General features: G+C 59.7%; 6 protein-coding genes. 2 read left to right on the forward strand and 4 right to left on the reverse strand.

Annotated features, from left to right (window positions below; all coding sequences use genetic code 11):
- Positions 1–49: 49 nt before the first annotated feature.
- Positions 50–430 (reverse strand): PPOX class F420-dependent oxidoreductase, encoded by a 381-nt coding sequence (locus A9Q02_RS13080; RefSeq protein WP_097653532.1) that lies wholly within the window; start codon positions 428–430, stop codon positions 50–52.
- 214 nt (positions 431–644) lie between these two features.
- Between A9Q02_RS13080 and glsA the strand changes: the two genes are divergently transcribed.
- A complete protein-coding gene (gene glsA, locus A9Q02_RS13085; protein WP_097653533.1) occupies positions 645–1,607 on the forward strand; it encodes a glutaminase A in 963 nt (320 codons plus the stop codon).
- Entirely contained in the window at positions 1,604–2,419 is an 816-nt protein-coding gene (rnhA, locus tag A9Q02_RS13090) for a ribonuclease HI (RefSeq protein WP_097653534.1), read from the forward strand. Before glsA ends, rnhA begins: the two co-directional genes overlap by 4 nt.
- A gap of 60 nt (positions 2,420–2,479) precedes the next feature.
- Here the strand turns inward: rnhA and A9Q02_RS13095 are convergent, their stop codons facing one another.
- The 3 genes from A9Q02_RS13095 to A9Q02_RS13105 form a co-directional block, all read right to left on the reverse strand.
- Positions 2,480–6,772: a PAS domain S-box protein gene (locus tag A9Q02_RS13095; RefSeq protein ID WP_097653535.1), complete on the reverse strand. Its 4,293-nt coding sequence runs from the start codon at positions 6,770–6,772 to the stop codon at positions 2,480–2,482.
- A gap of 44 nt (positions 6,773–6,816) precedes the next feature.
- Entirely contained in the window at positions 6,817–8,607 is a 1,791-nt protein-coding gene (locus A9Q02_RS13100) for a glycosyl hydrolase (RefSeq protein WP_097653536.1), read from the reverse strand.
- 64 nt (positions 8,608–8,671) lie between these two features.
- Complete coding sequence (locus tag A9Q02_RS13105) at positions 8,672–14,059, reverse strand: Ig-like domain-containing alpha-2-macroglobulin family protein (protein WP_172450948.1); 5,388 nt, start codon at positions 14,057–14,059, stop codon at positions 8,672–8,674.
- Positions 14,060–14,346 lie beyond the last annotated feature (287 nt).

The raw sequence follows: 14,346 nt of genomic DNA on the forward strand, positions 1-14,346 counted from the left end.
GCGTGCTCCGCACGCCTTAGAGCGGTTGGTGTGCTTCTCGCGCAGCGGATTACGCGGGTACGACCTCGAGGATCACCGGGGTGATGCGGCGAATCTTCCAGAAGAAGCCAAAGGCACGGTACATCAAACCGTACTTTTGCTGGAGGACTTGATGACCGACAGTGCCCTCTTCGAAGGAGAGCACACGGGTTGTGCCTGCGACTTCTTCGCCGAGCACTTTGCCCCGCGCGTCGCTGGGTGCCAGCGTGACTTTGCCATTGTTGCGGATGCGTTTGACCTTCCCCGAATTGTCCTCCGTCACAATGTACATCCGCTCACCTTGCAGGGCGAACCAGACCGGGGTGGGGACGCCTTCACCACTCTTGCGGTAGGTGGTTAGGTTGAGATACTTGTGACCCTGTAGATAGGCAAACGCTGTTGACTCGGTCATGATCTGGTGCTCCTTTGGTTGTCTTAATTGACATAAAACCTTTGACATAGGCAGATTTCCAGGCCATTGGTTGCTGGCAACCTTTCTGCGCAGCTTACGTGCTGATGCAGGTAGCATACACTGTTCTGATTCAGGGTACATCAATGTCAAGGGCTATGCTATCATACCTCAAGAGCGTAGGCTGCGTTTCTATCAAAAGAACTATGGGACGTTCATGTTTATTTCGACTGGTCAATTGCCTGCTGATGCACAGGTTCAGGCGCTTGTTGATGAGGCGTATGCACAGTTTCGGGAGCGTGACGAAGGCGAGAATGCACAGCATTATCCGGCACTTGCCCGGGTCCCCCGTGATCTCTTTGGGATCTGTGTTGTCGGGGTCAATGGCAAGATCTATGCCGTTGGCGATGCCGAAGTCGAATTTACGATTATGAGTGTGGCCAAGCCGTTTGTGCTAGCGCTGGTTTGCCAGGCGCTTGGCCCCGAGGTGGTGCGCGAGAAGATCGGCGTCAATGCAACGGGTCTGCCTTTCAATTCGATCATGGCGCTTGAACTCCATGCACAACGCTTGACGAATCCGATGGTCAACACAGGTGCGCTGGCGGCAACCAGCCTGATCCCCGGGGCGACGGCGGAACTCAAATGGCAACATATCCAGGAGGGGCTGTCGGCGTTTGCCGGGCGTTCCTTGACGGTGAACGAAGAGGTTTATGCATCGGCGTCGGCAAGCAATCACCGCAACCGCGGGCTAGCCGCGTTTCTCTGGGGCTACGACCGGCTCTATTTTGATGCGCCTGCGACGCTCGATCTTTATACGCGCCAGTCGTCACTCAATGTCACCACGAAAGATCTGGCGATCATGGGGGCGACGCTCGCTGATGGCGGGGTCAATCCGGTCACCGGGGTGCGGGTGATGGACGCAGGGGTGTGTCGGTATGTGCTGGCGGTGATGGCGACGGCCGGGATGTACGAGACCTCGGGTGAATGGTTGTATGCGACGGGCTTGCCTGGCAAGAGTGGGGTTGGGGGCGGCATTCTCACGATCGCACCGGGCAAAGGTGGCTTGGGCACATTTGCGCCGCCGCTTGATGCGGCAGGCAACAGTGTCAAAGGTCAGCTTGTGGCGCACTTTCTTTCGGCGCAGCTTGGCCTCAATTTATTTGCATCGCAGCCTTTATGAGCAAAAAGCATTTCTACGCGGTGGTCGCCGGGCATACGCCGGGCATCTATACGGCCTGGGTTGGGGCGAATGGGGCTGAGGTGCAGGTCAAAGGCTTTCCTGGCGCAATCTTCAAAGGGTTTGCCACCCATGCTGAAGCCAAGCGCTGGTACGAGCAGCGTGCCGACCGCGTTCGCCGTAGTGAATCGTCGGCCGATCTGGGAGGGAACCAAGCCGCCCCGGCTCACTCTGGGGAGCCTGGGCGTGCCTCTGAGGCGGTCGGGGAGGAAGCCATCCCGTCTGAGCCGACTCGTGCCTCCAGTTTCAACCCGAGCCTCCATGAAGAGGCGTTGGCGCAGGGCAAGGTGGTGCTTTACACCGATGGCGGGTGCCAGGGCAATCCTGGCAAAGGGAGTTACGGGGTGGTTCTGTTGTACAAAGATCACCGCAAGGAATTTTCGGCAGGCTATGCGTTTACGACAAATAATCGCATGGAGATCATGGCGTGCATTGCTGGCCTGAAGGCACTCCAAAAACCGTCACACGTCGTCCTGTTTAGTGACTCAGCCTATGTGATCAACACCATGACGAAAGGCTGGGCCAAGCGATGGCGTGCCAACGGGTGGCAACGCAAGGTAGAGGGCGAGTTTGTGCCGGCGCGCAATGCCGACCTGTGGCAAGCGATGCTGGATCTCTGTGATTATCACGAGGTCACATTTGTGAAAGTGCGGGGTCATGCTGGCATCCCTGAGAACGAACGCTGCCACGAACTCGCCTCGCTTGCGATGGGGCAGGGTGATCTGTTGATTGATCATGGATTTGTTGGTGGATGAGATGCCGACGATCTGGCTGCGGCGGTGCTGCCGTTCCTCCGGCAGACAGCCCGTGCGTGATTATGGTTGCTGCGGTGCTTGAGGGTGCGCATCGCCAGAGATCGAGTCGATCATTTTGAGCAACGTCTTTAGGTTTACTGGTTTGCTCAGGTAGGCGTTTGCGCCGGCCTGCAGACAGCGTTCGCGGTCGCCGGGCATGGTCAGCGCGGTCAGCGCGATAATTGGTGTGTTTGCAAAGCGCACATTGGCGCGTAAACGTCGCATCGCTTCCAAACCATCCATCACGGGCATCTGGATATCCATCAAGATCAGGTCTGGCGTGATCGCCTCCGCCATCTGAATGGCTTCCAGGCCGTTTTCGGCGCTAACCACGTTGTAGCCATAGCTTGCGAGAAAATCCTTGATCGTCATAACCGTCATCGCATGATCCTCGACCAGTAAGATCGTGCCCTGGTGCCTGGATGCAATGGGGGCGATCTTTAAGCCGTCGATGGGCGGGTGGGCCAGCGAGGATGCATTCTCCTCGCTCACCCAGGGCAAACTGACGGTGAAACAACTACCCTGGCCAACGTCACTTTCGACTGCGATACTCCCGCCGTGCAACTCGACCAGGCGGCGCACCAGGGCCAGACCAAGCCCGGTACCCTCCTGTGCTCTAGTGAGACTACTATCGACCTGGGTAAAGGGGCTAAATAGTTTGGGTAGTTCATCAAGGGCAATACCGATACCGGTATCACGAATGACAAAGCGTACCAGTCCCTGCTTGGCATCCGCGTGAACTTCAAGGGCCACCTTGCCGTTGGCTGGCGTAAATTTGACCGCATTGCTGAGCAGATTGACCAAGATCTGCTTGAGTCGGCGCGCATCGGCGGTGATGATGAGCGGGTTCGATGTGGCGCGGTAGCTGACCTCGAGGGCTTTCTTGAGGGCCATTTCTTTGATGAAGATCAGGCTGGCCTGACATATATCGTTCACGGATACCGTTTCGAGGTTGAGATTGATCTTGCCCGCATCGATCTTCGCGAGATCGAGGATGTCGTTAATCAAGCTGAGCAGGTGTTGTCCACTGGCATAAATATTTTTAACATACAGCTGTTGTCTTTCATTGAGCGGGCCGCGCAGACCTTCGTTTAGAACCTCGGCCATACCCATGATGCTGTTGAGCGGGGTGCGCAGTTCATGACTCATATTCGCCAGGAAGGCGTCCTTGGCTCGGTTGGCATGCTTGAGCTCGGCGTTTGTGCGATACAACTCGGCGGTGCGTTCAGCCACGCGCTGTTCAAGCTCGGCATTGGAGCGTTGGAGGTTCTGGAACAATTGCGCATTGTCAATGGCAATGGCAGCCTGGCCTGCCAGCGTTTCGAGAAATGCTAGCCAGCCCTGTTCGGGATGCAGCGGCGTGCCGTGATAGACCTCGAGCACGCCTTTGATCTCGTCTTTGGCAATGAGAGGAACGCCGTAGTAGTCAACAAACTCCTCGTTAGCAAGCCACCGAGCTTTGGAATCGTGACAATCTTCCTTCATCAAGCCCGTGAGATGGATCATTGTGCGTTCGAGCACAACGCGACCGGCATAGCCTTCACCCAGTGTCAGATTCCTCATGCCGACGTTAGGCGAGCGAAACCCGCGATTGACGGTATGTTCGAGCGTCTGGGTGTTGGGGTCGTACAAAAGGATCATGCTGGCATCGACATTCAACTCTAACAGAACCTGTTCGAGCACTACCTCAAGACTGACGCACAGGTCAACGCTCGAGCTAATCGCGGTATCGATCTTGCGCAGCCCGTTCAGGCGTCGCAATTGCAGGCGGATCTGTTCGTCCGCCGCTTTGCGTTCGGTGATGTCTTGCAGAATGCCGTGAATCTGTGGTTGGCCATAATCATCGAAAACCCGCTCACCGATCGCCCAGATCACCCGAGTCTCGTTCGTGCCTCTGGGGTGGATCGCGAATTCCTCTTCGAAAGGCACCCCGTCTGCGACGAGCGCAAACAGACATGTCGCAACGCGCTCGGCATTTGTTTGCGCGAGCAGCCCGTAGATGGCGTCGTACGCCATCACGGTATCTGGAGGGAACCCGTAGATGCGATTGACCTGCTCGGAGCCGCGGAATTCCATCGCGGCGGGATCGAAGGTCCAGTGCCCCATGCGACCCATGTGCTGCGCTTCACGGTAGCGATCGGTCAATGTGTGAAGCGCAAGCTCGGACTGCTTCCGTTCAGTCACATCGCTGTCCCAGCCCCGATAGCCGATGACGTTGCCTTGCTCGTTGCGTCTGGGCACACCGGCAGTTACGATCCAGATGACGCGGCCATCGCTGGTCAGGATGCGATGCTCATAATCCAACATGTCGTCACCGACCCGCATGATGCGAAGAAAATCTTCCTTGAGCGCCTCTCTCTCTTCAGGCGGCGCGAGATCGTAGAAGTGCTTCTTGCCGACAAGTTCGTCAGAGTGGTAGCCGAGGACACGTTCCACCAGAGGGCTAATAAACGTGTACAGGCCGCGCACGTTGACTTCCCAGGTGTAGGTGCCGCTCCGCGCCGCCACAACTTCATACCGCTCTTCACTCTCCTTCAGCGCCACTTCCACATAAGTGCGTTCGAGCAGCGCGAACATGATGTTGGCGAACATCTCGAGTCGGCTGATTGCCACCTCGGACATCGCTCGTTCCGTATTGGTGCTAAAAGCGAGTACACCGATCAGGGTGCCATCGGAGTCTTTCAGGGGCACGTTGATGTTGTTTGTCACGCTGAGGCGAGTGTACACCTCCTTGTCGCGGGCCGCTTCTATTGGTAACGCCGCAACATCGGTGATCGCCACGGTTGCGCCCGTCTTGCGCAGCTGCTCAAGCACCCACGGGAAGTATTCCTGGGCCTTGATCACATCAGGCAATGGCGGCCTGTTGTCCCGGTGGTACATGTACTTCAGCACCATCGTCTCCGGATTACTGCGTTCGGTGAGTTGCCAGATAGCCCCCATATCCAGGTCAACGCACTCACAGATGCGTTGCAGCGCATGCTCGATTTCACTGCCGCAATGTTCGGCATCGACGCTGACGAAGCGGGCAGCGAGGTCGGCTACCAGGCTCTCGATGCGCAGCCGCTCGTGTAGCTCGTCCTCGGCCACCTTCCTTGCGGTGATGTCACGCACCACGCCTTCTGTGCCGATGATGTGACCGTCCTCGTCCCGTATGAGTCTTGCGTTCATCGAAGCCCAGAAGGTCGATCCGTCTGAGCGACGCGCCTGAACGACCCAGTCGGTGATGGATTCCTTGCTACGCAATTCGTTGAGCAGCGCTTCGCGCTGTGCTCTGTCTGCGTACAGTTCCTGGGCTGGCATCCCGATCATCTGCGCAGCGGAGCTGTAGCCATAGGCCAAGGGAGCGGCAGGGTTGACGAACGTGAAGTGGCCGGACAGGTCGGCTCGGAAGTAGGCATCCTGGAGATTGTCAAGAATGCCGCTCAGTAACGCTTCGCGCTCGCGGATATTTTTTTCCACCAGCATCCGCTCGGTAATGTCCCGAATATAGCCGTGCCAGAGGATGCTTCCGTCGGGTAGGGGCATGGGTGTAGACGTGCCCTCGACCCAGATGGTTCGCCCGTCCGGGTGGTTGACACGATATTCGGCATGCCAATCGTTGAGTGTCTGGGCCGACGTTTCAACACTCGCGATAACTCGCTCTAGATCGTCAGGGTGGAGCACGCCGAGCACAGGCGAGGCGTCGTGCGCGACCTGATCGGGGGTAAAACCGTAGATATCGCGGATGCCCGCCGTAGCATAGGGGAAATAGGCGCTTCCATCGGGTCGGCGGCAGTATTGATAGAGTGCCCCAGGGACATGCCTGGCCAATAATTCCAGGCGGGTAAAGGCCTCTTGCAGGGCTTCCTCGGATCGCTTTACATCGGTCACATCGCGGGCGATGCCAAGATACCCCGTGATTGCGCCATTGGCATCGCGCAGTGCGGAGCCATTGGAAACATGCCAGCGCCAGGTACCGTCCCGATGCTGAACCCGGTATTGCACGCCGCTTTGCTTCGCGCCAGTTGTAAGCGTTTTCTCCAGAAACTCGCGGCAGAGGTGCACATCTTCAGGATGGACGTACGGTTCGAAGGAACGGCCAAGCGCTTCTTCCGCCGGCTCGCCCATAAATTCGCGCCAGTTTGGGGAAACAAACGTGAATAGGCCCGCAGGGGAGACCGCGTAGATAATGTCGTTGGCATGCTCGATGAACGAGCGGAAGTGTTCATAGCTTGCCCACTGTTCTGCTGCTAAGTGCTTGCCTTCAGAGATATTCATGTTCGTACCGGATGAAGGCTCATGCAACTTCGCGCTATGGTCGGGATTTTTTGGCATGCTGTCGTTCCTGCTTACCCTGCTTGCGTCTGGATGGTCAGCGCCTAGCGCTGATGCCACAGGTACACCGGCGCACTTCCCACGTCGATCCGTATCTGCCCGCCCTGGGCTTCGACGGTGCGCACGTTACCCGAGCGATCAATGATGCGCCCGCTGTTCGCCCGCGTTGCCAGGTTGACCCACGCCCCCGGCGGTGACCAGAGAATGTCGAGGGCTTCGCTGCCCCGTTGGAGGCGCAGATCATACACCTCGTAGCCGGTGATGACCGTGAGATCATCGAGCCAGATGGTTCCGCTGCCAACAAAGCTGTCTACAATGTCGTCAAAGACAATCGTCACGAGTGAGGCCGGAAAATCGACCCGTCGGTTTCCGCCTGGGACGATGACGTTGCCTGGTTCGACTTCGCCCAGGATCGGGACACGCAGAAAGTGCCAGCCTGGTGCTCCTGCCGGGCCAAGCACGAATTGTAAGACTTCGCCTTCGGCATCGCGGATCAAGACCTTCAGATTGTGCGGGCTGCCATCTCCATAGACCCATACGCCGACGGCATAGGGTTCGCCAAGGAGCGGCAACGCTGGTTGACGTTCAAAAGCGACGTAATCATTGCCTGTCGTCGCAAAATTATAGCTCAATTCTGCCCCGTTGCGTCCACTCCGCGCACGACTGCTCGGGCGTAGCGTGCCGTTGGGTTCGCTGACCCGCTGCCAGGTGGCGAAGGTTTCAAAGTTGTCAACCACGTTCATTTGAAAAAGATCACGCCTGCTCACATACGTTGCCCCGGCTAGCTGCTGGTTGAGGGTGCGCAAGGCGTCAAAGGCTGGTTTCCGTAAGCGGTAGTCGGCGCGCCCACTGCCATATCTGATCAGGCCATAGGGGTTGTGCGCGTCATCCTTGAAGCTGTACCAGAAGATCTTCTCGACCCCCGCTTCCCAGAGCATCAGGTTGGCGCGGACAAGGTAATCGGCCTGCATCTGCTCGTTGGTTCGCCCCACCGCATCGCGATCGCCTGGCCCACTTGCCCAGCCCACCTCGGTGACCCAGATCGGCTTCTGTCCGTGCTGGGTGGCAACGGCGCGGACATCCGTGAGTGCTGCCGCCAGGTTGCCATCCTCGGGTCCGTAGGGGTCGACGTACGGGTGGATTGCCAGGACATCAAAGCTGTTCCAGCCACCCTGTGCCGCTACGTTGCGCAAGAACGTCGTATCGTAGGGGTTGATCCCGCCAATCAGAATCGTTGCACTTGGATCAGCGGCGCGAATGGCCGTGGCTGTTTTGATCAAAAGCCGCGTGTAGGCCGCAGCATCAGGTGCAGGCCGCCAGAAGATCGGGTGATCCGGCTCGTTCCAGATCTCCCAATGATTGACATAACGACGATAGCGTGTGACGACACGCTGGGCGTACGCGGCAAAGGCGTCGGGATCAGGGGCGTAGTATGAGACATCGTTATTCGGGTCGCCTGGGTACGGGGTTGCCCAGCCGACCGAAGGACCCAGGACGCCAAGGACGTTGATGTTGCGACTCAAGAGGGCGCGCATCGCTGCGTCGGTAAAGGTCCAGTCCCAGACGTCGGGCTGGGGCTGGACACGGTGCCAGTGAAAATCTTCGCGCACCCACGTGACGCCTAGTTCGCTCACCAGCGCCGCTGGAATGTCCATCGTGGTTGCGTCGGGATAACGGGTAGCCAGATGGGAGTTGAGTCCGAAGACCGCCGAACCGGTGGGGCCATGTACTGGAACTGAGCCTTGCTGGGCATAGCCTGTACTTGGAAGGATGCTTGCGATGAGCAGCGCCACTATGAGTATGCTCAGGCCCCGCCGCGGAGGATAAGGTCGCATGATTTCTTCTCTCAAGGATGCTCACTCCCCGCGATCCGCGGATCTGCGGAGTGAGTCCATAGCTTCACGGGGCAAGCGTAAGAACTTCGTCAGTCGTTACGCTCACGCCTGCTTCAGGTTCGTAGAGGGCTTCAAGTTGTGCTTCGGGGCCGCTGTAACGCCCAGCAAGACGGGCGCGCCCGGTGATCGTGTGGGTGTAGACCCCCGGCACAAGGTTGGTGCCGCCGAGCCGAATGATCTGTCCGTCGTGGCTCGTTGCCGCTGCGTGGATCCACGGTGCTTGCGCTGATAGGTCGAGCGGCTCGATGCCGGCAGGGAATTTGACGCGCAGGTCGGCCCGCAGGGTCGGTTGGATAATGACGGTCGTCAGTCTGATGCTGATCAATTGGCCTACCTGAAGGTTGGCGGGATCAAGTGGTGCGCCATTGGTTGGGTCAAGCAACGCTTGTTCGAGGACAAAGAGGCGCGCCTTGTCTGGAGGCGCGACTGCAAGCAGTTGATACGCCAAGAGGTAAGGCTCGTCACGCGATGTTGTCATGCGTAGTTCAGGCTGCGCGGCTAGCCCAGTTGTGGCGAGCTCAGTGCGTACCGTTCGCGTTACGGTTGCCTCGGTGTCAAGTACTGGTACGCCATCAACGGTGAGGCGCACCGAGGTTGCCTCGGTCGCTGGTGAACCGGGCAGGAGTGCAACGGCCACCCGTGCCGCGTCATAGGCACTCGGCCATCCCCGGGCCGTCCAGGCTTCTAGGAGGGACTGGCTGGCCCCTGGCAGATCGGCCGATCCAGGCCGCCGATTGCGCAAGGCCTGGGTGACGGCACCAGTGATGGCGGTGGGGCTACGGGGAAGCGCACCGGGCTGTTCGCTGTGCCAGTGAATCGCTGTGCTTGCACCGGGGCGCGCTGGTTCACGCACGGCCAGGCTGCTGAGTTGGTCGATCAGCGGCGCGGCCTGATTGACTGGCAAGGTCAGCGCCAGAAACGCTAACCCATCGGCTTCGAGCCCTTCGCTGCGCACGCCTCCGATCCCTGGATCGCTTCGTCCAGCCCGATGCAGCACATAGGTGAGATAGGCTCGGGTGTCGGCATCCACGGTTGAGCCGACCCGTCCCAGGTAGCTGATTGCCCGCAGGTCGGGTGGGCGCGGATCGTTGAGCAGCGTGCGCACGGCGAGTTGCGCTTCCAGGGCAAAGGCAGTCACAAAGGGTTCGGAAGTTGTGCCCGGCCACCATCCCCAGCCCCCATCGCTTGCTTGCGCCCCCTCGAGCTCGGCCAGCGCATCACGCGCTACGTCGACCCACAGGCGCGCTTCAGGCTCATCATTGCTACTGGCCAGACCTGCGGCAATCAGGGCAAGGGCAGCTACTTCTTCGTTGGAACGGTCGCTGATCTGGACGAGCGCTTCGGCCTGGGTGGCAAGCGCGGCCCGTAGACCAGGCGCAAAGGCTAGCACAAGCCGCTCGCTCTCGGCAAGGTCAACCCGCGTTGTCAGGGCTCCACTCCTTGCCACGGTGATGCTCTGCTGGGTGAGAGTGGGGAGCAGCGTGGTCCGGGTGAGCGTATGTTCAAGTCGTTCACCCAGTTCATCACCGTTGATCGCAAGGCGTACGCTCCCCTCGTTCACCTGAGGTTCCAGGCTTGCCTGCCACGCTAGCGCGGTCGTCTCGCCGGGGGCCAGGCTGATCGTCTGTCCACCTGCACTGACCGGGGTCAGTTCGAGGGCGCTGGTGGTGGCGCGCACGGTGAGCGTGCGGCTGAAGGGGCTCGTATTGGTAAGCGCAAGATCGATCTGACCTTCATCGGTTGGCCCCAGGATGACTGGTGCGATCAGCCGGGTTGCAATCGGAAGAGTTGTGGTAAGCGTTGTTGCGTCGGCAACAGGACGTGCGTTTGACCCGAAGGCATACGCAGTGAGCCGCCACGTCCCAGCGGTGGTCGGCGCATCAAGTGTGCCTGCGAACACCGTCTCGCCATCTGGGCGCAATGCGGGGACACGTCGGTAGGCCAACGGCATCAGTTGGGGTTGGGGCGTATTGAGGCGTGCTGGGGCCACGGTTGCGCCCTGTGGAGGAACGGCAGCGATCACTGGTGCCAGCGACGGTTCGGGCGCAAAGAGACGCAGATCAACCGCGTTGGGCAGGTGCTCGACTGCCCCGAGCGTGACCAGGAGGTCGGAGGCAGCCTGGCCTGGGTCGGCGCTCGTCGTAAGTGTGAGCGCTACTGACGCCCCGGGGCGCACCTCGGTGGGACTGGAGGCAATGCGTAGCGCCTGGGCCGCTTCTTCCCCCTCCACCAACAGACGTGTCGTTCCGGCAAGATAGGTGCTGCCTGTATCAATCACCGCCCCGAGTACGATACCTGGGGCCATCTCTGCCGTGATCGGGAGGTTAAAGACCTGGCCGGGTTGCACCGTCAGTACCTCGACCTGTTGCAAGCCATCGCCCGCGATCGTCAACAGGATGTTGCCTTGACTGACCGGAGCAGCGATCAACAGCCGGGCAAGATCACCAGGCTGATACCGCTCACGATCAGTCACCAGCGCAAATCTTCGCTCATTTGTACTCCACCCGATAAAGCGCTGCCCATAGACCCAGAGTGGTTGCTGGTGGGTGACGGTGCCGCTCCGCACGAGCACATTGTACTCACCAGGATTCAGTTGCACCACTTCGGTGCTGGCGAGGCCATCAGCGTCGCTCACCATCTGGCGGGTCAAGATCGGGGCAGTTGCGTTGTCTGCGCGCAAGACTTCGAGTTGCACCGGGACATTCGCGACAGCCTGACCACGCCCATCGCGTACCAGGACTTCGACCTGGCTGCGCTGGTCGGTTGCCACAAGGCGGCGCGGTAGGCGCAGCGCAAGATTGTTGCGGCCTGGTGTAAGCACACCTTCGACCATGACAGGCTCAGGCTGACCATCGATGGTAACGAGCAGCACATAGGTCATTGCGTGCAACCCTTCGCCAGATGTTGGCAGACTCAACTTCAGACGCCCCTGGGCATCGGTTTGGCCCTCGCCGGTGAGGGTCAGAGGTGTCGGCAACGCTGGTGTGTCGGCCACAAAGCCGTCAGGCGGTGCGGGTGGGGCCACGGCTTCGAGCGTAAGACTCCAGGCAAGTCTGGTCTCAAGTGGGGGCAGGCCATTCCGCTGCACCGTCACTTCGAGTTCACGCTCATTCAGTGGCGTAGCCTTGAGCTCAAACGAGGGTGCTCCAGGTGACACAACGCGCACGGGCATCAGGATCTGCGCATCCCCGAGCGTTGCGGCGAGCCGGTATGGCCCGGGTGCCGTACGGCTCGCCAAAACCAGTGTCCCACTCACGAGACCAGTGGTTGGCTCGAATTGGCAGGTTGTTGCGAGGCCGACCGGGTTGCCAATTGGCTGGCGCAGTTGGAGGCGGCATGTTGGTGGGCTGGCAAGCAGGTTGCCTGATTGTTGGCCGGCAAACCCGGTCACCGTGATCGTCTCACCAGGATGATAGATTGACTGATCGGGAAAGAGCAGCGCACTGAACGAGGGACGGGTCGCATCTGGGGTCACCAGGCGCCAGTCAGTCTGCACAACCGCCGGTTCGCCATCCTCTGTCAGTGCGAGCAGGCTCCCCGTGTTCTCTGTGAGCCCCGAGGCGATCCAGGTTCCATTGGCATCCGTGCGTCCACGGGCGACCAGGCGTTCGTTGCGAAACAGGGCCACCGGCAGATCGCCACGCGGCGTCCCGGCACGATCACTCGCCCAGATCAAGACCTGGTTGGGGTAGTGCTGTACCAGGAGGCGGGTCGTATTCACGAGCACAACCAAGTCGGCTCGCGGCCCTTCAGGGGTTGTCAGCCGTACATAGTAGGCCCCGGGATCAAGCGGTTCGCCATCAACCGGCCCGATGGGCAAACTCTGGCGCACAAGTTGATCGGGCCCCGTTGTGCCTGGCGCACGCCAGATGCGTGATGGTGCCTGCCCGTAGCGCTCGGGGACAAACCCGGCGCGTTCTTCAGGGCGCAACGCCATAAAGCGCAAGAGGGCAGGCTGATCGAGCGGATAGAGACTGACATTCAGTCCCGAGACATTGCGCAGCGCGAGATCGAGCGTTGCCGGCATAGAAGGTTCGAGGCTGACCAGATCAGCAAAGGCACCAGGAACCGCGAGTGACGGCGTGGCCGGGGCCGTGCGGAGCGACACAACTGCATCAGTTCCGAGGGGCTCACCATTGCGATCGCGTGCGTCAGCGGCAACGGTCAACGTATAAAGGGTTGACGGTTCAAGCTCGGGTCGCAGCAACACCTCGCTCGAACTGGTTGTCAGCGCGAGATCAGCGACTGGTGGCTCAAAACGCACATTTGCCTCAAGCGACGTGGCGTCCATCGGCGTACTAAAGATCAAGCGAATGGTCTCTTCTGGCGGCAAGATCTGGCCCTGGCCGGGAAAGAAGGCAATCAAGCGGGGTTGTGGTTCAACCTGAAAACGCCAGATCTCGGCGGCTCCTCGCTGACCTGACGGTGACTCGCCCAGTTGCACCGCATAGCTCGTCCCGTAGGCCCAGCCTGATGTGGGGGTAAACGTAACCACCTGGGTTGCCCCAACTTGCGCCGTGGCTAACTCACCTTCGATTGTCGGACTCATCACGAGCGCCTGCCGTAACTGTTCCAGCGGAACCGGAGCATCGAGCACGAAGCTCAGCGTGGTACGAGGCGTGACTGCAGACGCCCCGGGTTCAGGCGTTCGTGAGTGCCATACGGGCCAGCGTGTGGCAAACGCCCAACTCACTGGCGTTCCCAGTTCAATGCCACGCAGGTCGGTCAGCGTTGCTGCCACGGTCACGGTATAATCGGTTGCGGGAAGCAACGGACGCAGGGGCCGGATCAACAGGGTAAATTGATCAAGCCACTGACCGGCAACTTCAGCTGACGGCTCAAGCTGCAGAAAGGTTGGCGTGAAGGGTTGTTGCACCTGATCAGGCGCGACCATTGGTTGACTAAAGACCAGGGCCACCGCCGTATCGAGCGCAATGCCGTCCCCTTTGGGCAGTGCCGCAAGGACGGCAGGTTCAACTGCGGTACGGAACACCACCTCGACGGGGTCTTCGAGTGGTCGCCACCAGCGGCTCAGGGCCACCTGGTCAAGGCGCACCGTATAGGTCATGGCCGACGTCAGGCGCTCGGTAGGGCGCAAGGTCAGCGTCTGGGCATCAGGTGACCAGAGCAGATCCCCCGGGACTAGTGGCTCAATCGAAAGGGCCTGCTCAACACTTGCCCGATTCATAGGCACCGCAAACTGCAGCGCAAGGGCATCACGCGGGCGCACATCAACCGCACCATCAGGCGGGTTGATCGCAAGCAACGTGGGGACTGAGGCCCATGGCGTCAACGGGATGAACCAGCGGGCTAGAACAGCAAGCACCAGCACGAGTGTGGTGGTACCAAGTAAAACGAGCCAGATCCGAGCGAGGAGGCGCAGTACGGCCATCGCGGACACACCCTCCATCGTATGCGCAGGTCGTACTATGAGTATAGCATATCAGGTTGCGCAATCAATTGATCATTGTTATGCTATAACCTGTTATCCTCATCAAGCTACGCCTTTCGGCGGGGGTTTGGGGGCCAGAGGCCCTCAAAGGGTTGCACCTGACCTACGCATGGCTGCTTGATAGAGCGTCTACCGCAGCGGTGCTTGCCACGCCGTGTTTGGTACAGGATGGCCCAGATCTGGGTTCCCGCGTATGCGGGAACGACACGCGGACAGCATAGGATACC

The sequence above is a fragment of the Candidatus Chloroploca asiatica genome, assembly GCF_002532075.1.
In the GTDB taxonomy this organism is placed as follows: domain Bacteria; phylum Chloroflexota; class Chloroflexia; order Chloroflexales; family Chloroflexaceae; genus Chloroploca; species Chloroploca asiatica.